Origin of the sequence: Pseudomonas sp. NFACC10-1 (assembly GCF_900119195.1) — a bacterium.
In the GTDB taxonomy this organism is placed as follows: Bacteria; Pseudomonadota; Gammaproteobacteria; order Pseudomonadales; family Pseudomonadaceae; genus Aquipseudomonas; species Aquipseudomonas cerasi.
The window spans coordinates 727,921-750,999 of sequence record NZ_FPJB01000001.1; the positions used below are offsets into that span (position 1 = coordinate 727,921).

Sequence of the window (23,079 nt, forward strand, 5' to 3'; positions counted from 1 at the left end):
CCTGGCATGACGCGTCGTCAATCGGGTCGAACCCCCCGGGCTGTGCCCGGTCTGTTCCTGTAATCACTTTCAGGGATAGTTAATTATGTCGGCGCAACGCGGCCTTGTTCTACTTGCACGGGGCGGTTATGCCGCCCGTGGTGTTGTTTATCTGATTATCGGTCTGTTCGCGGTACTGGCGGCGCAAGGCTCATCGCAGCCTGCCGACAGCCACAGCAGTCTTGAAGCGCTGTTGAGCCAGCCATTCGGCGGTGTTCTGGTCGGGGTGGTGATCGTCGGCCTGCTGGCGTTTGCGGCATGGCGTGTCTTGCAGGCTACCCGGGACGTTGATCATCATGGCCGCGAATTCAAAGGGCTGGTGATTCGCGGTGGTCTGTTGGTGGGCGGCTTTACGTACGGCGCACTGGCGTTCTTCGCCCTTGGCCTGCTGGTCAGTGGGCTGAAGAGCTCCGGTGGCTCATCGGACGGTGGTCAGGCCAAGGACCTGCTGGCAGCCATTCTGTCCTGGGATCACTCCAATCTGCTGGTCTACGTGGTCGCCCTGGTGCCCTTGGGGTTGGGCATTGTGCACATCATCAAGGGCTACAAGGCTTCCTTCGAGAAGTATTTCGAGGCCGACGAGGACGTCATGAAGTACGTGCGTCCGGTATCGCGCTTCGGCTTGATCGCCCGGGGCGTGGCATTCATTGAAATTGCCGTGTTACTGGCGGTAAGCGGTTCCAGTTATCAGGCCATGCACCCGCCGGGCATGAAGGACGCGCTCAACGGTTTGCAGGATTTGCCCGCAGGTGGCCTGGTATTGCTGATTGTGGCGCTCGGGCTGATTGCGTTTTCGGTATACAGCTTCGCGCAGGCGGCCTGGCGCCGGATCAATATGGACGTGCCTGATGCGCCGGAAGCCGTGGCGCGTCATTTCCGCTGATCACCATATTTGATAGAGGACTGCTTGACGTCTCAGGTCAGGCAGTCCTTTTTAGTGGCTCCTGCCAGTAAAAAAACGTGACCTACTTCTCAAGTCGCCCTTGGCGCAGCCGACATTCTCTTTAGCGCTCCGATCATTTTCCGGACTGACGTTCTCGACGCGGGCCCGGATCAGATTCAGCGCAATAAAAATAAAGAGGATAGCCATGACCATTCTTCAGCGAGTGATCGGTGGATTTGCTGTGCTGGTAGTACTGCTGCTTGCCATGGCAGGTATCAGCTATCAAAGCACCCATTCCATAAGCGATCGGATAAGCGTCATCACAGGGCAGTCCGCACCCTTGAGCAGGGCGGCGAGCGAGCTTTACGTGCATGTGCTGCGCGCCAATCAGGCACTGCTCGGGATCCTGGTCAGCAATGATCCCAGACAGATCGACGATGGCAAACAGCCCTTCAACGACAGCATGGCTCGGTTCAATCAGCTGCTGGACAGCACGCCTGCCTATATTGGCGATCGTTCCGAACTGCGCGACAACCTGAACCAGCAGCGCCAACTGAGTGCTGCCTATGCCGAGCAGGCGCAGACGCTGATTGCCAGCCATCGACAGCACGTTCTGCAGACAATTCAGAGCCGAGTGTTGCAGGGCTACAGCAACAGTCAGGGCGCGCAACTGACCGGTTATCTTCGTGACTACATTGCCCGCGAGCGCAACGCCGGTTCCGCCGAAACTGTGGCAGCGGGGGAAAAGCTTTTACTGGAAGTCGGCAAATCCTACGAAGGTCTGGCTGCCCATGCCGCCACACCGAATATTCAGGCCTTGCAGCGCGTGCTCAACCTGCAGGATGAGGTGATAAGCACCCGCACACGGGAGCTCATCGCAGCCGACCCGCGTGCTGGCCGGATTGCCGGCGTGATGGTCAACCGCCTGCTTAATGATCTGACCGGCAGCGACGGCGTTTATCAGGCCTACAGGCAGGAAGCGGCGCTCGCCGAGCAGGTCGACAAACAGCGCCAGGCAGCGGAAACCCGTCTTCAGGCAACGCTGGACAAGATTGGCGAGTTCGGCAATCAGTCACTGGCGGTGGCCAATGAGGCCAAGGCCGGGGCGGATTCGACCATTGCCACCAGCCTTAGCCTGTTGCTGATCGCCTGCCTGCTGGCCGTCATGGCGGCAGCGATCATCGGCACATGGGTCGCCTTCAGCCTGCGTCGCCCTCTGGCGGCGTTTCGCGAGGTTTTGAAGACTCTCACCGGTGGCGACATGCGGGTACGTTTCGACGTTAGCCGTCGCGATGAGTTTGGTGAGTTGGGTGGTTATCTCAATGAATTCACCCAGTCGTTGCAACAGACGTTTCGTCAGTTGATCGGGTCGGCCGATACCCTGGCGCTGACCGCCAGCCAGAACGCGCAGATCAGTGAGCAGACGACCCGCGTGGTCGACCAGCAAAAGGATCGGCTCAACTCTGCCGCGTCAGCCATGAATGAAATGGAAAGCACGGTCGAGGAAGTGGCCCGTCGGGCTCAGGACACACGCGGCGCGGTGGACAGCACCAGTGAGCTGACCGGAAAGGTGCAAAAGCGTGTGGCTGAAACCATCGTCAACATTCGCCAGCAGGCTGAACAGGTCAACAAGGCGTCTGCGGTGACCGACGAATTGCAGAAATACGGGCAGAACATCGACGGTATCGTCGACGCCATTCGCACCATTGCCGAACAGACCAACCTGCTGGCGCTCAACGCAGCCATCGAAGCGGCGCGGGCTGGCGAGCAGGGCAGGGGCTTTGCGGTGGTGGCCGATGAGGTGCGCTCGCTGGCCAGTCGCACACAGACCTCCACCAGCGAGATCCAGGAAATGATCGGCCAGATGCAGAGCAAGATCCATTCGGCGGTAGAGGTGATGAACGAAAGCCAGATCCAGTCCGACCATTGCGTAACACTGGCCTCCGGCGCTGATCAATTGCTGGTGGAAATGGGCGAGGCGGTGGATACGATTCGCGACATGAACATTCAGATCGCTGCGGCCACCGAGCAGCAAAGCGCAACGGTGCAGGAGACCAGTCGCATGGTCACGCACATCAACGATTCTGCCCAGCAGGCCGCCGACGGTGCCGAGCAATCGGCAATCAGCAGTCAGGATCTGTCGAAAATGGCCAGGGATCAGCGCGAGCTGCTCCATCATTTCAGCGTTTAACGCCCCGGGAGTCAGAACATGAAACAGTGGTTATCGATTTCCCTGAGTGCGAGCCTGCTGTTCGCTGGCCTGGCGCAGGCAGCAACGCCGCTGATCGGTGTAGGCATGGCCAAATACAACGACAATTTCCAGACCATCCTGCGCCACGGCGTGGAGAAACAGGTAGCCCTGCTGGACGCCGACATTTTCATGGAAAACGGCCAGGACGACGTGGAGCTGCAGATGCGGCAGTTTCGCAATCTGGTGAACTCGAAAGTCGATGCCATCGTGGTCGCGATGGTGAGTGGCAAAAGTGCGCCGGAAATGATGCGTCTGGCCAATGAAGCCAAGGTTCCTCTAGTATTCGTCAACCGTAATCCGGAACCTGCCAAATGGCCTGCGCTGACGGCGTTCGTCGGCTCTGACGAACTGGAGTCCGGCACCCTGCAGATGGAAGAGCTGGCCCGCCGCGCCAATTACAAGGGCAATGTGGTGATTCTGGTCGGCGACCCGAGCAACAAATCATCGGTCATGCGCACCGAGGACGTGGAGAAGGTGGTCGCCAAGTACCCGGACATGAGGGTCGTGCAGAAGAAAATCGGCAACTGGGAGCGCAGTCAGGCTGCGACCATCGTGATTGAATGGGTCAAGCAGGGCGTGGACTTCTCCATCGTCGCCGCCAACAATGACGAAATGGCCATTGGGGCAATCATGGGGCTGGAAAAAACCGGCAAAAAGGCGGGTGATTATCTGGTGGGCGGGATCGATGGCACCCCGGACGGTTTGAAGCTGATGGCCGAAGGCAAGATGGCGGTGAGCGTGTTCCAGGATGCGCTCGGGCAGGCCAACGGCGCAGTGGATGCCGCGATGCGCATGGCGCGCGGCGAAACCCTGGCGTCCCCGGTCATCTGGGTGCCGTTCAAGCTTATTACTCCGGAAAACCGTCAGCAGTTCGAGTAGTGTGCAGGTTACAAACGTGTGGCGCTGTGCGTCACACGTTTGTGTCCTTGCTGCACACTCGGGATCGAACGTGGAGTAGGCCGCGCTTACCGGCAAGTCAGACCCGAATATCCTGTGGTCCGCGGATCTGGGCTTCGATGCGTGTGCCGGTCAGGCGCTCTTCGTTGGAGAAGCCGTCGTAGCTGGACAGATCGCCAAAACGGATACCGGTGAGTTGCTCGATCTGCGCCACGCTGCGTTGCCAGGTTTTGAGCGGGCCGAACATGATGTCCAGCTTACCCAGCTCGCGGGTCTGGTCGATCATATAGGCGCTGGCCGAAGGCTTGCCGTCATCGCCGAGAAACGCCACGACTTTCCAGAATGCCGAAGGGATTTTGACATTGCGGTAGCTGCGGTCATCGTCGCGCAGCACGGGGCCGGTAAACACCGTTACCCGTGACTTCCAGCGTCGTGTGTTGTCGAGAATGTAGTCCTCCAGCTCCAGCCAGGTCTTCTGATTGAACGCACCCATCTGCGGCGAGCAGTTGGTGAAGTGGAAGGTATCGCTGTTGGCAACTTCGGCTTCCTTGCCCCAGTTAGGGTCCTGACGCCGAACCAGATGGCCGCGATCCAGCAGGTTGTCGGCGTACACACTTTCGCCAATCTGCGCCTCGGCGGGCAGGCGACCGTCAAATGCCCAGGAATCCTTGCTGCGTTTGACCTCTACGCTGTTGGCACCATCAATGTTGACGCCGACATACAGCGCCAGACGCCGACTGCGCGACATGGTGATGGAAAAGTGCGTGTAATCGAGGCGATTACCGGTGTTCTTTAACGGGTAGACATCAGGCGCAAGTTCTTCGTCGGTGGTCGGCCAGGGCACGATGAAATCACCAAGGAAGTTCTCGGCGTAGCCGGTGCGTTTTTTCAAGTCGCTTGCCGGTGTAGTGCGTGGTGCGGCCAACGCCTGAGGTTCCAGCAGCGTGGTAGTCGACGTCAGCGGTTTGAGGTCGGCAAGGCGGGGCCGGTAGGCGAGATCGATGGCGAACTTCTTGTCAGGCACGGTGCTGGCTCCTGTGTGTGGATTGAATGTCCTCAGTTCACCATAGACGCGTTACAGAGCGGCGTCAGGCCTGACGTTCAACGTGATCGTCTGCGGATTCGGCAATATCCGTTAAATAAGCTTAAGTATCTGGCAACGTGCGTCGATAAGCTCTTGAATAAGAGCAATCCGCAGCTCGCGTTATTTCATTGACCAGAGGGGCTACAGGATGTCGATAAAACTACGTCTGTTCTTGCTGATAGGCACCAGTGTGCTGACCGTCATGATCATCAGCCTGGTCAACTACCTGGGTAATACGCGCATGGAGGCGGCGATGCTCGACAGTGAAGTCAGCATGGCTGCACTGGGCAATCACCTCGAAGCCGACATGATGCACGATGCGCTGCGCGCCGATGTGCTGTCAGCGATGCTGTTCGGCCTGGGCAAGAGCAACAGTACGCGCGACGAAGTGCAGGCATCCCTCAAAGAGCATGCCGCGCTGTTTCGCAAGGTCGTGGGCGATAACCTGCAATTGCCGCTCACTGATGCCATCAAGGCAGAGCTGAGCAGGATAAAGCCAAGCCTCGACGCTTATATCAGCGCAGGCGAGCGAATTGTCGGGCTGGCCATCGACAGCCCGGACCGCGCGCAGCAAGAGCTGGGTACTTTTTCCAGTGCCTTCACGCAGTTGGAGGGGCAGATGTCGAGCTTGAGTGACCTGATCGAGGACAACGCCAAAGCCAGCGGCGAACGCACCCGTCAGACCACTCTTAGTGCCAATGTCACCTTGTTAGTCGTGCTTTCGATCAGTATTTTGCTGCTGCTGGTGCAGGGGCATTGGGTGACGCGCAGCATCATGATCCCGCTCGCGTCCGCCAGCCGTATTGCCGACAGTATTGCCCATGGCAACCTGCGCGAACCCATCGCCGAGTCAAGTGGCCGTGACGAAGCCAGCATGCTGATTCGCAGCCTGGCGATCATGCAGCGTGACCTGCGCAGCATGATCGAAGTGGTGCGCAGCAATGCCAATGACGTCAGTGGCATGAGCCGTCAGCTCAGCAGTGGTTGCCATGAGGTGGCCGACAGCAGCCGGCAACAGAGTTCAGCAGCTGGCACCATGTCGGCGGCGACCAGCGAGATGACCGCAAGCATTGAAGAAATCACCCGACATGCGGGGCAGGCGCTGGATATGGCCAGTCAGGCAGAATCCCTGGCCAAGAACGGCGGTAAGGTGATCCATCAGGTGGTCAGTGACATGGACAGCATTGCCCGTTCGGCACAGCAGTCGGCTCAGGTGATCCGCACGCTGGACAAGGATTCGGAAGGCATCTTCAATATTATTCAGGTCATCAAGGGCATTGCCGACCAGACCAACCTGTTGGCGCTCAACGCGGCCATCGAAGCCGCCCGCGCTGGCGAGCAGGGCCGTGGTTTTGCCGTGGTGGCCGACGAGGTGCGCAGCCTGGCAGGGCGCACCAGTGCTTCCACTCAGGAAATAACCACCATGGTTGCGCGCATTCAGCAGAGCACCCGCGAGGCGGTTACCAGCATGGAAGCCGGCGTGGCCCAGGTCGACAAGGGCATGGCGGTCACCGCTGAAGTGGAGCGTGCGATCAGCGATATCCTGGATGCTACATTGAGCACCACGCAGTTGGTCAATGACATCACCCGTACCATTGGCGAGCAGAGCCTGGCCAGCAACGAAATCGCCCATCAGGTAGAAATGATTGCCAGCATGTCCGAGGGCAATAGCCGTGTCATCGGCCAGACAGCCAGTACCACTGATGAACTGTCGTTGATGGCCGGGCAGCTTTCACAATCGGTTGATCGCTTTCAACTGTGATATCAAATTGCCCAGCTCTGCAGTACTCTGCGGCGCGAAAAGCGCCGCGAGCTGTGTGGTCGAAGTTTTTCCGCCTCCGCTGAAGGCGAACGCATTAAAGCTTTGGTCGCGACAGACGTTAACCATCGCACGAGAATCATCCTTGTACCCAGGAGCAGGAAAATGCAGACGTTAAAGGCTTTGTACGAGTCAGTTGAAAAGCAGTTTTTCAACACGCTGACCAAGAAGCTATCAAGCCTTTTCCTGCTGGTCCTGGTCAGCGCCTTGCTGTATTGGGTGGCGCTGAACATTCGTTCCGACATCATGCTGCAATTGCGCGGCACGCAAACGGACCCTGCCGCGCTGGGCGTGATCCAGAGTCAGCTCGATCTGCTGAGCAACGCAATTCTGCTGAGCACCCTGTTCACGCTGGTCATGGTCAGCTTCATGGTGTGGTATTTCCGCCACCTGATCGTGCGTCCGGTGATGTCCATGACTCGCGCGCTCGAAGAGGTCGCCAGTGGCGAAGGTGATCTATCAAGGGATCTGCCGCTGCTCACCCATGATGAAATTCGCGGGCTGGCCAGTACCTGCAATCTCTTTCTGGCCAAACAGCGCGAGATCATCAGTAGCATTCAGGGGCTGACTGTGCAGATCGCCGTCGAGTCGGCGCGTTCGCTGAAGAACATCAGTGACTCCAGCGACAGCGCGACCGATCAGGCACGCTTCGCCAGAGAAGTGATGGACCAGAGCAATATGGCAGTGGGCAGCATCGAGGATGTTTCGCAGCAGACCCAGGGTATTTCCAGCACCACTGCGCAGAATCTGAGCATGGCACGCGACTCTTACGCCGAACTGCTTGAGGTGACCGGCAATATCAGCCAGATATCCACCAGTCTCAACGAGTTCGGTGGGCTGGTCTCCGGCCTGAATGAGCGTTCATCAAGCATCAAGTCGATTGTCGGGCTGATTCAGCAGATTTCCTCGCAAACCAACCTGCTGGCGCTCAATGCGGCCATCGAAGCGGCGCGGGCGGGGGAGAGTGGTCGAGGTTTTGCGGTGGTGGCCGACGAGGTGCGCACGCTGGCGCAAAACGTCAGCAAAGCCACTGACGACATCTCGCGCAACATCGACGCGATGCTTCAGGAAGTCAGTTCCACACACGAACAGACCATCCAGATCAGCCACAGCGCCCGTGAAACCCAACTGGTGGTGGAGCGCGCATCCGGCCATTTCGAGAGCATGATCGGCGATTTCGAGTCGACCAACGACAAGCTCGCCGACATCGCTGCACACATTCAGCAGTTCGCCTCTACCAACACGGGGATCAATGAACGGGTAACGCGGATCTATTCCGATAGCCAGGCCATCGATCAGCGCATGCAGCACTCCGCAACGGCTACTCGGGATCTGTCCAGTGTGGCTGAGCAAGTGCAGGCGCTGCTGGGGCGTTTCGTGCTTGGGCATGGCGAACTGGATGCGGCGATCACTCGCGCCAGTCAGTGCCGTGACATTCTGCAAGTACGCCTGGCCGAGCTGCACAAACAGGGCGTCAATCTGTTCGATCAGAGTTACAAGCTGATTCCGGGCACAGACCCCAAACAATACACCACCGGTTACACCGAGCGTTTTGCGCAAGTCTGCCAGGAAGAATGCGACAAGCTGACCAAGGGCACACGCGGCGGCAAGGTCACCTTCATCGTCGACAGCAAAGGCTATTGCCCGGTCAACAACAGTTGGGTATCGCAAAAGCCTACCGGCAACCGCGAAGTCGATCTGCCGGTGTGCCGCAACAAACGCATGTTCTCCGACCCGATTGGTCTGCGCGCCGCAGGCAACAAGCAGCGTTTTCTGTTGCAGACTTATTTGCGCGATACCGGAGAGATCATGACCGAAATCGATGTGCCGTTCTTTTTCGAGGGGCGCCACTGGGGCAACTTGCGGATGGGCTTCGACGCAGCGCTGCTGTTGGGCAAGTGACCTAAGATGCCAGGGCCTGCGCCATGCGCAGGCTGATGGCGTTTTTCAGCCCAGAAGGTGTTGGGAGATGTACCTGGATATCTGAACGATTGAGGTCTTGCCGGTGAATTCGAATTTTACCTTGCCTACCGCCGAGAAGTAGATTTCCAGTTCAGAGTCCAGGTCGAACGTACCCGACGTCTCGACCGACCACGCCACGATGTTCTTGTACGGCAAGGAGGTGAAGTCCTTCTTGCTGCCTGTCAGCCCCTGGACGTTGACCGCAATGATGCGTTTGCTCGTGAACACTACGCCATCACGCATGGACTTGTAGGCATCGATAACCTCTTCGCCGTCGAGCAGCAGGTCCTTGACCCGGTCCGCGTATTCGTCATTCTGTTTGAGTTTGAAGAAGCCCTTGTTGTTGAAGTCGATCATCTGTCTATCCTTGAATATCTGTTCGGGGGGGGACGCGACGTGCGCAGCCGGGTGTCCGAAGCCGCCGCAGAATAACATCGCTCAACCTGTCTCATGTATTTGCGACATGGATATTCAGGCTGGCCGTCCCCCAAACGACTGAACGTTTGCGCCAATAAAAGCTCCATTTTCAAGCGGCGCTGATTTCCAGAACGCCACCGGAGGTGTGACTTTGAACATTCAAGACCTGACCAAACATGTAAAGGATCAAACGGTTCGTGAACTCGATCTGATCTCCATGGAAGGCGGTTCCTACGTGCTGCACGCAAAGCTCGAGGGCAAGTCTGTGCCAGTGGAAGATTCGAGCGGAAAAACCCTGCACGTTGCTTCGGTGGAAGAGGCGCGCAAGGTGCTGTCTTCGGTCTCTGACGTAAAACTGTTCATGACCCAGGCCGTGGCGCATGACGAAATGGTCGGTCTGGACGATGTTCAGGCACAAACTTCGCGGCACGAGATACCCCTGCGCTCGAGTCTGTGATGTCGATCAGGCGTTGTTGCGCCTGATCGCAACGCACTTGATTTCGAGCAGCAACCCGGGGTGCGCCAGTTCGGCAACGCCGATGCAGGTCCAGGCGCACTGGCCACGCGGGAATATGCGGTTTTTTACTTCACGAAAGACCGCCATGTGTTCGCTCATGGCGACATGGTAAGTCGTCATGTCGACTATATCCTCGAAGGTGCAACCGCCCTCGGCGAGCACCGTGCGCAGATTCTCCCAGCAGGCGATGAACTGAGCCTCCGGGTTGAGGATGACTTCCATATCCCGCGTACGCCCCACCTGGCCCGCGCAGTACAGGGTATCCCCAACCCTGACCGCAGGTGCATAGCCTGCACGGTCCATGATCGACTGCATGGTGGACGGAATGATGAGCTCTCGGTCTGACATGTTGTAACACCTGTTCGTAACGCTTGAATGTGCAATGGCTGATCTGGTTATCGCTGTTCCGGCCTACGCCTTGGCGGCCGGTCTGGCAGCGCGCCGCGGCTTTTTCGCCGCAGTATCCGTCGTGGCGGTGGAGGTCTTGGCGGGCCGTTTAGTGGTCTTGCGCTTTTTCTTCCAGGGCGGTGTAACGCCTGCCGGGCTGGCTGGTCCGCTGATACTCATACGCATGCCGACGCAACGGCTGACCTGTTTGCTCATCCACGCCGCCTGTTTGGCGACGAACTCTTCAAGGCTCATTTCGCCGCTCTGGACCATGTCCAGCGCCTGTTCCCAGATGGCGGTGGTGCCCGGATCGGCGATGGCACGGGGCACGGCGTCGATCAGGCTGAAGGCTGCCGGTGCTGCGCACAGCGACTTGCCTTGCTTGGTCAGGTAGCCACGGTCCAACAGGCCTTGAATGATCCCGGCGCGGGTGGCTTCGGTGCCAATGCCGGTGGTGTCCTTGAGCTTCTGTTTGAGCAGCGGGTCTTCCACCAGTCTGGCGACGTTCTTCATTGCCTTGATCAGGTCTCCCTCGGTGAACGGCTTGGGCGGCTGGGTCCAGAGGTCCTTGAGGATGACCTCGGCGACCGCACACTCGCAGCCCTGAAACAATGCCGGCAACGGCTGCGGGGCAGGCGCTTCGCGACCCTTGACCGGGGCCAGCGCTTCGGGCATCGCACGCTTCCAGCCTGGCTCGACAATCTGTTTGCCCACCGCACGCAGCGCGTGGCCTGCACAGTCGAAGTCAGCCTGGGTGCGATCGAATTCGTGGTTGGGCAGAAACTGCGCGAGGTAACGCGCCCTGATCAGGGTATACACCGCTCGCGGTTTGCCGGTCAGACGTTCTACGCCGCGCACCGCCGCGGTGGGAATGATGCCGTGGTGGGCTGTCACTTTGCTGTCATTCCAGGCCCGTGATCGACGTTGTGGGTCGAGGTGCGGCGACAGGCCTGCCAGCGCAGGGTCGGCCTTGCACAGCGCCGCGATAATGCCTGCGGCCTCACCATGCTGACTGTTCGGCAGGTACCCGCAATCGCTGCGCGGATAGGTGATGACCTTGTGGGTTTCATACAGGGACTGGGCGATGTCGAGGGTTTCCTGCGCGCCGAGCCCGAGCTTCTTCGAACAGATTTCCTGCAGGGTGCCCAGGTCGAACGGCAAAGGCGCCGCTTCGCGAATGCGCTCGGTGCGCAGCTTGACCAGTCGTGCGCTGGCCGCGCCGCGCATGTCGTGCGCAGCCTGTTGCGCAAGCGCTTGGTTCAGGCAACGGTCCTGGTCGTCGCAGGCATCCGATGGTGCGCGCCACTGGGCGATGAACGCCTGATTGTCATGCAGCAGCCTGACGTCGATAGCCCAGTAGGGCGCCGGGACGAAGTCGGCGATGCTGCGATCACGGTCTACCACCAGTCGCAGGGTCGGGGTTTGTACCCGACCTACTGGCAACACGCCCTGATAACCGGATTGTCGACCCAGCAGTGTAAACAGGCGACTCATGTTCATGCCTATCAGCCAGTCGGCGCGTGATCGACCCAGCGCCGAGTGATACAGGCTGAACGTATCGGCACCGGGCTTGAGCGCCGCCAGCGCCTTGCGGATCGAGGCGTCATCCAGTGCCGACAGCCACAAACGCTGAATCGGCCCGCGATAGCGACAGTGCTCGATCAGTTCGCGGGCGATCATTTCGCCCTCACGGTCGGCGTCGGTGGCGATCACCAGTTCCCGGGCTTCACTCAGCAGCCGCTTGACTGCCTTGAACTGGCTGGCGGTTCTGGGCTTGACCAGCATTTTCCATTTTTCCGGCACGATGGGCAGGTCCTCCAGTACCCAGCGTTTGTAACGTGCATCGTAGGCGTCGGGCGGGGCGGTTTCCAGCAGGTGGCCGATGCACCAGGTGACCGTCGCATTGGCACCCACCCAGCAGCCGTCGCCACGCCGGGTTGCGCCGAGCGCAGCCGCAATGTCTTTGGCCTGGGAAGGTTTTTCGCAGAGAAACAGCCGCATGACTACCGTCGTCGATTACCGGTGCAAGGGCTGCAAGGATGAACGTTGAATGCGTAGCGGGCAAGGTTTATCTGTATGGATATACAGATAAACGCGCTATACGGCCTCAAAAATGGACCGCCTGACGCCATGCCCGCATACGCTGGTCAGCCTGGAGAATTGCTTTTGGTTCAGTTCAGTAATTCGGAGAACGCCTTGTCTGCTTCCAGCACCGCCGGCAACCCGGCAAACAGCGCGTCCAGATCGATGCCTTCCATCAGCGGACCGCCTGACGCCTGCTGCGCCTGAGGTGTCGCGCCGCCGTGGGCCTCCAGCGCATCCGAAATGGTAATGGCCTGGGCGACGATCCTCGGCAGCGATGCGTCAGCCGGAGCCCTCATCGGCGTTGCCTGATAGGCGATAGCCTGTTGAATAACCTTGGGTAAATGCCAGCGACTGGCCAGCTCTGCACCGACTTCCGGGTAGCTGAAACCCAGTTGCAGGGTTTCGCTGGCCGCACGTCCAGGCGTCCCGGCTTTGGCGGCGTTGTTCAGGCGTTCGGCAACATCGGGCGCGCCGGTCTGGATCAGCAACTCACCGATGTTATGCATCACCCCGCAGGTAAAGGCTATTTCAGGGTCGGCGCCCGTCTGTTTCGCCAGCATCCGGCAGATTCCTGCTACCTGAAAGCTTTTCAGCCAGAACCCCTTGAGATCAAAACTCGGCCCGGCCTTGAATGCACCGGTCACTGCCGAGGCCATCACCAGCGTACGCAGCGTATTGAAACCCAGGCGCATGGCCGCGTCTTCGATACTCGAGGATTCCCTTGAGCCGCGAAAGCGCGCCGAGTTGGCCAGACGCAATACCTTGGCCGCAATCACCGGATCTTTCTCTATATTGCGGGCAATGCTTTCCAGGTTCGAAGAGGGATTGTCAAATTGCAGCATCAGATCCTGAGCCACTTTGGGAATACTCGGGAGGCTATGCAAACCGTCAAAAAGTTGCTCGATACTTGGCATGGCGAGACCATCCTGTGCAGGGCGGGGGATGATTTCAACCATAGCCAGTTTTTCCTGTTCTGCACGCTTGAGTGTCGATTGTGGGAAGGGCGTCTCGACCTGCGACGAAAAAAATAATCAAGGACTCGTGGATCGCGCCGATATGGCGATACAAGCGTCTCTGTAAGGTTTCGATACTCGGACCTGCCTGGTGATTGACGCCGTGGCAGACGTATCGGCTCCGGTTGCTGAACGGCCTGTGGGTTGTAATGTGAAATAGACGGCACTGTTGTGAAGTTTGATTGGCGATCCAGAGATCGTCCTTATTGGTTTTTTGCCGTGGAAGTAACCGCTATGAAAAGTCTGGGTTTCAGCAAAAAGATTCTTCTCGCCGCTGCATTGATTGTGGTCGTGGCGTTCAGTGTATTCATTGTCGTCAATGACTATCGACAGCGTCAGTCGCTCAAATCCAGCGTCAAGTCCGAGTTGCAACAACTGGGTACGCTCACCACGCAGAACATTCAAACCTGGCTGGAAAGCCGCATGCAATTGCTGCAATCGATGTCGCAGCAAATCGCCGCGGATGGCAAGGAACTGCCCCAGTTGCAACGCGCCATCGGCCTGCCTGCCTACAGTGACAGTTTTCAGCTGAGCTACTTTGGCAGCACCGATGGCGTGATGTTCTCGGTGCCGTCGGCCAATCGCCCATCTGACTACGATCCGCGTGCACGTGGCTGGTACAAGGCGGCACAGAATGCCCCCGGCACCATTGTGACCGAACCCTACATCGCGGCATCTTCCGGCAAGCTGGTCATGACCATGGCCACACCGGTCAAGTTCCAGAATCAGTTCGTGGGCGTGGCCGGTGCCGATATCGCTCTGGACAACGTCACCAAGATCATCAACTCGCTGAACTTCGATGGCCATGGTTATGCGTTTCTGGTCAGCGCCGACGGCAAGATTCTGGTGCACCCGGACAGCAAACTGGTGCTCAAGAACATCAGTGAAGCCTACCCGACCAATACGCCGAAAATTGCTGCCGGGGTGAGTGAAATCGACTCCGGTAAAAAGCCCGAGATCATTTCCTTCACGCCCGTTCAAGGTGTCTCGACGGCCAACTGGTACGTGGCACTGGTACTGGAGCAGGATTCCGCCTACGCCATGTTGACCGAGTTCCGTACCTCGGCCATCACTGCGATGGTGGTTGTGGTGATGGTGATCATCCTGTTGCTGGGCCTGTTGATCCGGGTGTTGATGCAACCCCTGCATCAGATGGGCCGCGCGATGCGTGATATCGCCGATGGCGAGGGCGATCTGACCAAGCGTCTGGCCATCACTTCGCAGGATGAATTCGGCGCACTGGCCGAGTCGTTCAACCATTTTGTCGAACGTATCCATACCTCGATCCGCGAAGTGGCTTCGACTGCCGCGCAATTGGGCGAGGTTGCCACCCGGGTGGTCAAGGTCTCCAACGCGTCGATGGGCAACTCCGACCAGCAGGCCAATCGCACTGAAAGCGTGGCAGCGGCGATCAACGAATTGGGTGCCGCTGCCCAGGAAATTGCCCAGAATGCGGCGCGCACCTCGCAGCAGTCGAGCGATGCTAGCGGCCTGGCCAGCGACGGTCAGAACGTTGTGCAGCAGACTATCAAGGCGATGAACGAGCTGTCCGGCAAGATCAGCGAGTCGTGCGTGAACATCGAAAGCCTGAATGGCAAGACCGCCAACATCGGGCAGATTCTCGAAGTGATCACCAGCATTTCCCAGCAGACCAACCTGCTGGCGCTCAACGCCGCCATCGAAGCGGCGCGTGCCGGTGAAGCAGGGCGCGGTTTTGCGGTAGTGGCCGACGAGGTGCGCAACCTGGCGCACCGCACTCAGGATTCTGCCCAGCAAGTACAGACCATGATCGAAGAGCTGCAGGTCGGCGCTCGCGAAGCAGTGACCAACATGACCGAGAGCCAGCGTCAGAGCGAGGACAGCGTCGGCATCGCCAATCTGGCCGGCGAGCGTCTGAGCAGCGTGACCCGCCGCATCGAAGAGATCAACGGCATGAACCAGTCGGTCGCGGCGGCAACTGAAGAGCAGACCTCGGTGGTCGAGTCGATCAATGTCGACATCACTCACATCAACACCCTCAACCAGCTGGGCGTCGACAACCTGCGCCAGACCCTGGATGCCTGCAACTCGCTGGAAGAGCAGGCTGCGCGTCTGCAGCAGCTGGTGGGCAGCTTCAGGATCTGATCCGGCTGCGTTTGCGCCGCTCCGCAGTACCGGGAGCGGCTGCCTGGGCTTCTTTCAGTCCCAATGCTTCAGCGTGGCAATGCAGCGGATGAGGGTCCCACCGCTGTCCGTTGCCACACGATGGGTGACAAACTGTTATCACTTGGTCACTCGCGGTTCATGACGCTGCAACAACACAGGTTCAGTTTGGTTGACAACCAAATGCGACCTGTCCCGGGTCGTGCACAGACCGAGAAGCCTCATGAACGAAGCCATTCATGTACAAGGCCTGAACAAGACCTTTTCCCACAAAAGCGCTCTCATTGATCTCGCGTTGTCTATACAACCTGGTGAGATGGTCGCGCTGATTGGCGCTTCCGGTTCGGGCAAGTCAACGCTGCTTCGGCATCTCGCCGGTCTGGCGTGCTGTGATCGCAGCAATGGCGGTCAGGTTCAGGTATTGGGCCGCGAGGTTCAGTCCTCCGGCCGCCTCAACAGCCAGGTGCGACGTCTGCGCGCTGATATCGGTTATATCTTCCAGCAATTCAATCTGGTCAATCGCCTCAGCGTGCTGGACAACGTCCTGCTCGGTTGTCTGGGGCGCATGCCACGCTGGCGCGGCAGTCTGGCGCTGTTCAACAACGAGGAAAAACAGCGTGCAATGGCCGCGCTGGAAAGGGTCGGGCTGGCGGACCTTGCCGCGCAACGGGCTTCGACCCTGTCCGGCGGGCAGCAGCAGCGGGTAGCGATTGCCCGCGCCTTGACCCAGCGCGCCGAAGTGATCCTCGCCGATGAACCGATTGCCTCACTGGACCCGGAATCGGCCCGCCGCGTCATGGAAATCCTCGCCGACATCAACCGCCGCGACGGCAAGACGGTCGTGGTGACCCTGCATCAGGTCGATTATGCCGTGCGCTATTGCCCGCGTGCGGTGGCGCTCAAATCCGGGCGTATTCATTTTGATGGCCTGGCGCAGGAGCTCAGCAAACAGTTCCTCAACGACCTCTACGGTGCAGACGCGGACGCGAGTCTGATGATCACCGAACGAAGCCGGCGCGTGCGGCAAAAAGCCAGCCTGACGCTGGCCAAGGTCTGACGTCCTTTCAACATCCCCCACCTGACATTTTCCGGAGAGCCTGCATGTTCAAGCGTATCGGTCGTCTTCTCGCCTCTGCCGCCTTGCTGACTGCCTGCGCGTTGGGCACCGTCCAGGCCGCAGAAGAAAAAGCCATCAATTTCGGCATCATGTCCACCGAGTCTTCGCAAAACCTGAAAAGTATCTGGCAGCCGTTCCTCGATGACATGAGCCGCAAGACCGGTCTCAAGGTCAATGCCACCTTCGCTTCGGACTACGCCGGCCTTATTCAGGGCATGCGCTTCAACAAGGTGGACGTGGCCTGGCTGGGCAACAAGGCGGCGATGGAAGCGGTGGACCGCTCCAACGGCGAGATCTTTGCCCAGACCTCCGCCGCCAACGGTGACGCGGGTTACTGGAGCCTGCTGATCGTGCGCAAGGACAGCCCGATCAATAGCGTCGAAGACATGCTCAAGAATGCCAAGAGCCTGACCTTCGGCAACGGCGACCCGAACTCCACCTCGGGCTATCTGGTGCCAGGTTATTACGTATTTGCGAAAAACCACGTCGATGCGTCCACTGCCTTCAAGCGCACCTTGAACTCCAGTCATGAAGTCAACGCCCTGAGTGTTGCCAAGGGGCAGCTGGACGTTGCGACCTTCAATACCGAAAGCTGGGATCGCCTGGCTGTGACCCAACCCGACAAGGTCGAGCAACTCAAGGTGATCTGGAAATCGCCGCTGATCCCGGCCGACCCGATTGTCTGGAGCAAGGCGCTGTCGGACCAGGACAAGGCAAAGATTCGTGAGTTCTTCACCAGTTATGGCAATACCGATGAAGAGAAAACCGTCCTGAAGAACATGCAGATGGGCAAGTTTCTCAAGTCCAGCGATGACCAATTGCTGCCCATCCGCCAGCTCGAACTGTTCAAGCAGCGCACCGAAGTGGCTGCCAGCACCACGCTGGACGCCCAGGAGAAAACTGCCCGTCTCAAGGATATCGATGCCAGCCTGAGCAAGTTGCAGGAGCGTATCACTGAGCTGAACCAGAAAACCGCAGGCAGCTCCGCAGGTTGAGCCAGCCGTTCACGATCAGGAGTTCGTCATGACCACTCACGTTGCCTACGCCCAGGTTGCAGGCAAACCCAACTGGTCCCGTTATCTGGGCTGGGGCCTGTTGCTCGCTGCACTGGCCTGGGCCTGGCAGGGCGCAGAAATGAACCCGATGGCACTGGTTCGCGACTCGTCGAACATGGCCACATTCGCCGCCGATTTCTTCCCTCCGGACTTCCGTGAGTGGCGCAGCTACCTCAAGGAAATGCTGGTGACTATCCAGATCGCCCTGTGGGGTACGACGCTGGCGATTGTCTGCTCGATACCGTTGGGCATCCTGTGCGCCGAGAACATCACGCCGTGGTGGATTCATCTGCCGCTGCGGCGCTGCATGGACGCTTTTCGTTCGATCAACGAGATGGTGTTCGCGATGCTGTTTGTGGTCGCCGTCGGGCTGGGGCCGTTCGCCGGGGTGCTGGCACTGTGGATCAGCACCACCGGGGTCCTCGCCAAACTGTTCGCCGAAGCTGTCGAAGCCATAGAGCCCGGACCGGTCGAAGGGGTGCGCGCCACCGGTGCCAGCGCCTTGCAGGAAGTCATCTACGGGGTCATTCCGCAGGTCATGCCGCTGTGGATCTCCTATGCTCTATACCGGTTCGAATCCAATGTGCGCTCGGCAACCGTGGTCGGGATGGTCGGCGCAGGGGGCATTGGGGTTATCCTCTGGGAAAACATTCGCGCCTTTGCGTTCGTCCAGACCAGCGCCGTGCTGCTGGTGATCATCGTTGTGGTAAGCGTCATCGACATCATGTCGCAGCGCCTGCGCAAGCAATTCATCTGACAGAAGAGGGGTGTTCAATGAACACTTTTTTTAACCATGCAGTTGTCTAGACAAGCTGAGCCGATGTACCTGGAACTGGCCGAGACGCTGCGTGACGAGCTGGCCACGTACCTGCCTGGCGATTACCTGCCCGCCGAGTTTCAGCTGGCCGAACGCTTCAGCGTCAACCGCCACACGATTCGCCGTGCTGTCGACGAACTGGTCCGCGAGGGCAGTGTGCTGCGCCGGCAGGGCAAGGGCACTCAGGTACTGGAACGCCCGTTGATCTACCCGATGCAGGCCGAAAGCGCCTATAGCAAGTCGCTGTCGGCGCAGGGCATCGGGGTCGAGGCCGTGCTGCTGGTGCGCCGCGAATGCATCGCCAGCCAGGAAGATGCGCTGCATCTGGGGCTGGCCGAGCATGCGCCACTGATTGAACTGCAGACCTTGCGCAAGCTGGACGGGCAGGCCGTGAGTCTGATCTGCCATCGCTATAGCGCCCGTTACAGCGAGTTGCTGGCTGAGTATCAGGGCGGCTCGGTGCGCCAGTACCTGGCCGAGCGCGAGTTGCCGTTGAGCCGTGCACAGAGCCTGATCGGTGCCCGCTTGCCGTCCCGCGGAGAGGCCGGGTTGCTGCTGATGCCCCGACACATGCCTGCGCTGACGGTGTTGACGGTTTCGTGTGACCGGTCGGGGCGGCCCGTAGAGCTTTCACGCTCGGTCAGCCGTTCAGACCGCTTCCAGTACCAAGTGGCATTCAACCCGATTGCCGACAGCCAGATGGCTGGCCACCCAACGACGGACTGACCCCGAGGTGTTCCATGCAAGCATCCCCTGAAACAGCCGCACGTCAGCACTGGATGGGCGTCTTGGCACGTGCCCATGTCGATGAGCCGAGTCGCGAGCGATTGCAGCGTCACGAAGCGGCGTTGCGCGACACCGATTACCAGATGATCCGCGCTCCGGAAATCGGCATGACCCTGGTGAGGGGCCGTATGGGCGGCACCGGTTCAGCTTTCAACCTCGGCGAAATGAGTGTGACGCGCTGTGTGGTGCGTCTGGTCGATGGTCGCACCGGCTACAGCTATCTGGCCGGACGCGACAAGCGCCACGCCGAACTGGCGGCTCTGGCCGACGCGCATTTGCAGGGCGCGCAGCAGGCCTGGTGGCTGTCCGAACTGATCGAGCCGCTGGCGCGTGCGCAAGCCGAGCGTCGGGCGCGCAAGGACGCGGAGGCCGCTGCCACCAAAGTCGAATTCTTTACCCTGGTCCGAGGAGAAGACTGATGAATGCCGTCCTTTTGCAACCTGCCTTCACCGATCCGGTACTGGATGCCCAACGCAGTTTTCGCGTCGCCCTCAAGGCGTTGTCCGGGCCGGGCGTGATTCAGACCCTGCCCACCGCGCACCAACCGCCGGCCTTGCAGGGCCTGGACAGTGCATCCCATGCCCTGTGCCTGGCGTTGCTGGACCTGGACACGCCAGTGTGGCTGGCGCCGGCATTCGATACCCCGGCGATTCGCGCAAACATTGCCTTTCATTGCGGCAGCCCGATTGTCACTGACCGGCACGCGGCCCGCTTCGCGTTGCTCGATGCATCGACTGCTCTGCAACTGCACGATTTCGATACCGGCAATGATCGCTACCCGGATCAATCCTGCACCTTGCTGATCCAGCTGCCTGACCTGGAAGGCGGGCGGATGCTTGCCTGGAGCGGTCCCGGCATCGAGCGACACCATTTGGTGGCGTTGCCGCTGGATGAAGGTTTCTGGGCTGCACGTGAAGCACGTAATGTCTTCCCTTGCGGGCTGGACGTGTTCTTTGTCTCTGGCAATCGACTGCTCGGCTTGCCACGCAGCACCCGTGTGCAGGAGTGTGCCTGATGTACGTCGCGGTCAAGGGTGGCGAACAGGCCATCGATAACGCTCACCGTCTGCTGGCCAGCAGGCGTCGTGGCGACACCGGCATTGCCGAACTCGACGTCGAGCAGGTCCGCCAGCAACTGCCGCTGGCGGTCGCGCGGGTCATGAGCGAGGGTTCGCTGTACGACCCGCAACTGGCTGCGCTGGCGATCAAGCAATCGGCGGGCGATCTGATCGAAGCGATCTTCCTGTTGCGCGCCTATCGCACCACGCTGACGCGCTTCTGCGCCAGCCTGCCCATCGACACCTCGAACATGCAGCTCAACCGTCGCCTGTCGGCCACGTTCAAGGACGTCCCCGGCGGTCAATTGCTGGGGCCGACCTTCGACTACACCCACCGCCTGCTGGATTTCACCTTGCTGGCCGAAGGCGAGCACCCGGGCCCGGAAGTTACCCCGCACGCCACCCTTGAGCCCTGTCCGCGAGTGCTCGGGTTGCTGGCCAAGGAAGGGCTTATGAAGCCCGAAGTCGACGACGGTGAGCGCGTGGCGGACATCACCCGCGAACCGCTGGAGTATCCGTCCAGTCGTGCCCAGCGCCTGCAGGCGCTGGCGCGTGGCGATGAGGGGTTCCTGCTGGCGCTGGGTTATTCGACCCAGCGCGGTTATGGCCGCAATCACCCGTTCGCCGGGGAAATCCGCATCGGCGAGGTGGAAGTCTGGATCGAACCTGAAGAACTGGGCTTCCCGATTGCGATTGGCGACATCGAAGTCACCGAATGCGAGATGGTCAATCAGTTCGTCGGCTCGGCCAGCGAACCCGCGCAGTTTACCCGGGGTTACGGCCTTGCCTTCGGCAACGCGGAGCGCAAGGCGATGGGCATGGCGCTGGTGGACCGCTCGCTGCGCGCCGAGGAATTCAACGAAGAAGTCCGCTCACCGGCCCAGCAGGAAGAGTTCGTCCTGGCGCATTGCGACAACGTCGAAGCGGCGGGTTTCGTCTCGCACCTCAAGCTGCCGCATTACGTCGATTTCCAGTCCGAACTGGAGTTGATCCGCAAGCTGCGCAAGTCTGCACCGAAACCGGGGAGCGACCAATGAGTAATGCACCGATGAACACCGCACAGCAAAGGCCTGCACGGGATGAGGCCTACAACTTCGCTTATCTGGACGAGCAGACCAAACGCATGATTCGTCGCGCCTTGCTCAAGGCGGTGGCGATCCCCGGTTATCAGGTGCCGTTTGGCGGGCGCGAAATGCCGCTGCCGTATGGCTGGGGCACTGGCGGGATGCAGCTGACCGCTGCGATCCTGGGCGCTGATGATGTGCTCAAGGTCATCGATCAGGGCGCTGACGACACCACCAACGCTGTCTCGATCAGGCGTTTCTTTGCCCGCACGGCTGGCATTGCCACCACCGAGCGCACGCCTGAGGCGACCGTCATCCAGACCCGTCACCGGATCCCGGAAACGCCGCTGCAGGCCGATCAGATCATGGTCTATCAGGTGCCGATTCCCGAGCCGCTGCGTTTCATCGAGCCCTCGGAAACCGAGACCCGGACCATGCACGCGCTGGATGATTATGGCGTTATGCACGTCAAACTCTACGAGGACATCGCCACCTTCGGCCATATCGCCACCAGTTACGCCTACCCGGTGATGGTCGATGAACGCTACGTGATGGACCCGTCGCCGATTCCCAAATTCGATAACCCCAAGCTGCACATGAGCCCGGCATTGATGCTCTTCGGTGCGGGGCGCGAAAAGCGTCTGTACGCCGTGCCGCCGTATACGCAGGTAGTAAGCCTGGACTTTGAAGATCACCCGTTCGAGGTGCAGCGCTGGGAGCAGTGCTGTGCGATCTGCGGCAGTCATGATTCCTTTCTCGACGAGCTGATTCTCGACGATGCCGGGACGCAGAGCTTTGTCTGCTCCGACACCGATTACTGCGCCCAGCGCGTCAAACAGCAGGAGAACGACCGATGATCAGTGCACGTTCATTGGACGCGGCGGGCGGGCGCCTTCCTGATGCGGTGCAGCCGCTGCTCAAGGTACGCGGCCTGACCCGCCTGTACGGTGTGCAGAAGGGCTGTCAGGACGTCAGTTTCGATCTGTACCCCGGCGAAGTGCTGGGCATCGTTGGCGAGTCCGGCTCGGGGAAATCCACGCTGCTCTCGCTGTTGAGCGGACGTTGCCCGCCGGACCGCGGCAGCATCGACTATCGCAGCAAGGCGGGCGACTGGTTCGACCTGTACAGCGCCAGTGAGGCGCAGCGGCGCACCTTGCTGCGCACCGAGTGGGGTTTTGTCGAACAGAACCCGCGCGATGGCCTGCGCATGGGCGTGTCGGCCGGCGCCAATATCGGCGAGCGTCTGATGGCGCAGGGGGTACGTAATTATCAGCAGTTGCGGGGTGCCGCGCTGGACTGGCTGACCCAGGTGGAGATCGATCCGCAGCGCATTGACGACCTGCCGCGGACCTTTTCCGGCGGCATGCAGCAGCGCCTGCAAATCGCCCGCAATCTGGTCTCCAGCCCCAGACTGGTGTTCATGGACGAACCCACCGGCGGGCTCGACGTGTCAGTGCAGGCCCGCTTGCTCGATTTGTTGCGCGGCCTGGTGCGGGAGCTGGATCTGGCCGTGGTCATCGTTACCCACGATCTGGCGGTCGCGCGGCTGCTCGCCGACCGGTTGATGGTCATGCGTCGCTCGGAAGTGGTCGAAAGCGGCCTGACTGACCAGATTCTCGATGACCCGCAACACCCGTATTCGCAACTGTTGGTGTCCTCGGTATTGCAGCCATGAGTCGCACTGTCC

Annotated in this window: 21 protein-coding genes and 3 pseudogenes; 19 read left to right on the top strand and 5 right to left on the bottom strand. The window is 59.8% G+C overall.

The window, feature by feature from the left end; all coding sequences use genetic code 11:
* The first annotated feature begins 85 nt into the window (after positions 1 to 85).
* The 4 genes and pseudogenes from BT119_RS03075 to BT119_RS03085 all read left to right on the top strand — a co-directional run bounded on the left by BT119_RS03075 (position 86) and on the right by BT119_RS03085 (position 4,052).
* Positions 86 to 922 carry a DUF1206 domain-containing protein gene (locus BT119_RS03075; protein ID WP_003423890.1) on the top strand — a complete coding sequence of 279 codons (837 nt, stop codon included), beginning with the start codon at positions 86 to 88 and terminating at the stop codon, positions 920 to 922.
* Positions 923 to 2,087: 1,165 nt separating this feature from the next.
* Positions 2,088 to 2,258: pseudogene (locus tag BT119_RS27680) on the top strand (HAMP domain-containing protein); the annotation flags it as partial.
* A gap of 96 nt (positions 2,259 to 2,354) precedes the next feature.
* A complete protein-coding gene (locus tag BT119_RS27685; RefSeq protein ID WP_371857160.1) occupies positions 2,355 to 3,113 on the top strand; it encodes a methyl-accepting chemotaxis protein in 759 nt (252 codons plus the stop codon).
* A gap of 18 nt (positions 3,114 to 3,131) precedes the next feature.
* Complete coding sequence (locus BT119_RS03085) at positions 3,132 to 4,052, top strand: substrate-binding domain-containing protein (RefSeq protein WP_058396782.1); 921 nt, start codon at positions 3,132 to 3,134, stop codon at positions 4,050 to 4,052.
* 97 nt (positions 4,053 to 4,149) lie between these two features.
* On the opposite strand, the gene BT119_RS03090 is transcribed toward BT119_RS03085, so the two are convergent.
* The gene (locus BT119_RS03090) at positions 4,150 to 5,094 is read right to left on the bottom strand and encodes a DNA/RNA non-specific endonuclease (protein WP_003432935.1); all 945 of its coding nucleotides are present in this window, start codon (positions 5,092 to 5,094) and stop codon (positions 4,150 to 4,152) included.
* Positions 5,095 to 5,302: 208 nt separating this feature from the next.
* Here BT119_RS03090 and BT119_RS27690 point away from each other — a divergent pair.
* The 3 genes and pseudogenes from BT119_RS27690 to BT119_RS03100 form a co-directional block, all read left to right on the top strand.
* Positions 5,303 to 6,058: pseudogene (locus BT119_RS27690) on the top strand (MCP four helix bundle domain-containing protein); the annotation flags it as partial.
* Positions 6,059 to 6,190: 132 nt separating this feature from the next.
* The gene (locus BT119_RS27695) at positions 6,191 to 6,916 is read left to right on the top strand and encodes a methyl-accepting chemotaxis protein (RefSeq protein WP_371857161.1); all 726 of its coding nucleotides are present in this window, start codon (positions 6,191 to 6,193) and stop codon (positions 6,914 to 6,916) included.
* A gap of 162 nt (positions 6,917 to 7,078) precedes the next feature.
* Positions 7,079 to 8,875, top strand: a complete 1,797-nt coding sequence (locus tag BT119_RS03100) for a methyl-accepting chemotaxis protein (protein ID WP_003432933.1) — start codon at positions 7,079 to 7,081, stop codon at positions 8,873 to 8,875.
* A 45-nt stretch (positions 8,876 to 8,920) separates the two neighbouring features.
* Here BT119_RS03100 and BT119_RS03105 read toward each other — a convergent pair whose 3' ends face one another.
* The gene (locus BT119_RS03105; RefSeq protein WP_003367147.1) at positions 8,921 to 9,292 is read right to left on the bottom strand and encodes a PH domain-containing protein; all 372 of its coding nucleotides are present in this window, start codon (positions 9,290 to 9,292) and stop codon (positions 8,921 to 8,923) included.
* A 205-nt stretch (positions 9,293 to 9,497) separates the two neighbouring features.
* On the opposite strand from BT119_RS03105, the gene BT119_RS03110 reads away from it, so the two are divergent.
* Entirely contained in the window at positions 9,498 to 9,809 is a 312-nt protein-coding gene (locus BT119_RS03110) for a DUF6482 family protein (protein WP_032609388.1), read from the top strand.
* A 6-nt stretch (positions 9,810 to 9,815) separates the two neighbouring features.
* On the opposite strand, the gene BT119_RS03115 is transcribed toward BT119_RS03110, so the two are convergent.
* The 3 genes from BT119_RS03115 to BT119_RS03125 all read right to left on the bottom strand — a co-directional run bounded on the left by BT119_RS03115 (position 9,816) and on the right by BT119_RS03125 (position 13,255).
* A complete protein-coding gene (locus BT119_RS03115) occupies positions 9,816 to 10,217 on the bottom strand; it encodes a RidA family protein (protein ID WP_003367150.1) in 402 nt (133 codons plus the stop codon).
* A 63-nt stretch (positions 10,218 to 10,280) separates the two neighbouring features.
* Positions 10,281 to 12,257 carry a DNA topoisomerase III gene (locus BT119_RS03120; RefSeq protein ID WP_072364754.1) on the bottom strand — a complete coding sequence of 659 codons (1,977 nt, stop codon included), beginning with the start codon at positions 12,255 to 12,257 and terminating at the stop codon, positions 10,281 to 10,283.
* Positions 12,258 to 12,427: 170 nt separating this feature from the next.
* Positions 12,428 to 13,255, bottom strand: a complete 828-nt coding sequence (locus tag BT119_RS03125) for an HDOD domain-containing protein (protein ID WP_032609424.1) — start codon at positions 13,253 to 13,255, stop codon at positions 12,428 to 12,430.
* Positions 13,256 to 13,588: 333 nt separating this feature from the next.
* Here BT119_RS03125 and BT119_RS27700 point away from each other — a divergent pair.
* The 11 genes and pseudogenes from BT119_RS27700 to phnK all read left to right on the top strand — a co-directional run.
* Positions 13,589 to 14,620: pseudogene (locus BT119_RS27700) on the top strand (cache domain-containing protein); the annotation flags it as partial.
* 93 nt (positions 14,621 to 14,713) lie between these two features.
* Complete coding sequence (locus tag BT119_RS27705; RefSeq protein WP_371124460.1) at positions 14,714 to 15,478, top strand: methyl-accepting chemotaxis protein; 765 nt, start codon at positions 14,714 to 14,716, stop codon at positions 15,476 to 15,478.
* Between the two features lie 241 nt (positions 15,479 to 15,719).
* The gene (gene phnC, locus BT119_RS03135; protein ID WP_044308342.1) at positions 15,720 to 16,553 is read left to right on the top strand and encodes a phosphonate ABC transporter ATP-binding protein; all 834 of its coding nucleotides are present in this window, start codon (positions 15,720 to 15,722) and stop codon (positions 16,551 to 16,553) included.
* Positions 16,554 to 16,597: 44 nt separating this feature from the next.
* Positions 16,598 to 17,608: a phosphonate ABC transporter substrate-binding protein gene (phnD, locus tag BT119_RS03140; protein ID WP_003367161.1), complete on the top strand. Its 1,011-nt coding sequence runs from the start codon at positions 16,598 to 16,600 to the stop codon at positions 17,606 to 17,608.
* 28 nt (positions 17,609 to 17,636) lie between these two features.
* A complete protein-coding gene (gene phnE / locus BT119_RS03145) occupies positions 17,637 to 18,425 on the top strand; it encodes a phosphonate ABC transporter, permease protein PhnE (RefSeq protein WP_003367163.1) in 789 nt (262 codons plus the stop codon).
* 36 nt (positions 18,426 to 18,461) lie between these two features.
* Positions 18,462 to 19,211, top strand: a complete 750-nt coding sequence (gene phnF, locus BT119_RS03150) for a phosphonate metabolism transcriptional regulator PhnF (protein ID WP_042930461.1) — start codon at positions 18,462 to 18,464, stop codon at positions 19,209 to 19,211.
* Positions 19,212 to 19,225: 14 nt separating this feature from the next.
* Positions 19,226 to 19,690, top strand: coding sequence for a phosphonate C-P lyase system protein PhnG (gene phnG, locus BT119_RS03155; RefSeq protein ID WP_072364756.1), 465 nt, complete (start codon positions 19,226 to 19,228; stop codon positions 19,688 to 19,690).
* Positions 19,690 to 20,286 carry a phosphonate C-P lyase system protein PhnH gene (phnH, locus tag BT119_RS03160; protein WP_072364758.1) on the top strand — a complete coding sequence of 199 codons (597 nt, stop codon included), beginning with the start codon at positions 19,690 to 19,692 and terminating at the stop codon, positions 20,284 to 20,286. The genes phnG and phnH overlap by 1 nt, the downstream gene beginning before the upstream one ends.
* Positions 20,286 to 21,365 carry a carbon-phosphorus lyase complex subunit gene (locus BT119_RS03165; protein ID WP_044308344.1) on the top strand — a complete coding sequence of 360 codons (1,080 nt, stop codon included), beginning with the start codon at positions 20,286 to 20,288 and terminating at the stop codon, positions 21,363 to 21,365. The genes phnH and BT119_RS03165 overlap by 1 nt, the downstream gene beginning before the upstream one ends.
* Before the next feature lie 11 nt (positions 21,366 to 21,376).
* Complete coding sequence (locus BT119_RS03170) at positions 21,377 to 22,249, top strand: alpha-D-ribose 1-methylphosphonate 5-phosphate C-P-lyase PhnJ (protein ID WP_003432920.1); 873 nt, start codon at positions 21,377 to 21,379, stop codon at positions 22,247 to 22,249.
* Positions 22,246 to 23,067 (top strand): phosphonate C-P lyase system protein PhnK, encoded by an 822-nt coding sequence (gene phnK / locus BT119_RS03175; protein WP_032609383.1) that lies wholly within the window; start codon positions 22,246 to 22,248, stop codon positions 23,065 to 23,067. Before BT119_RS03170 ends, phnK begins: the two co-directional genes overlap by 4 nt.
* Positions 23,068 to 23,079: the final 12 nt, after the last annotated feature.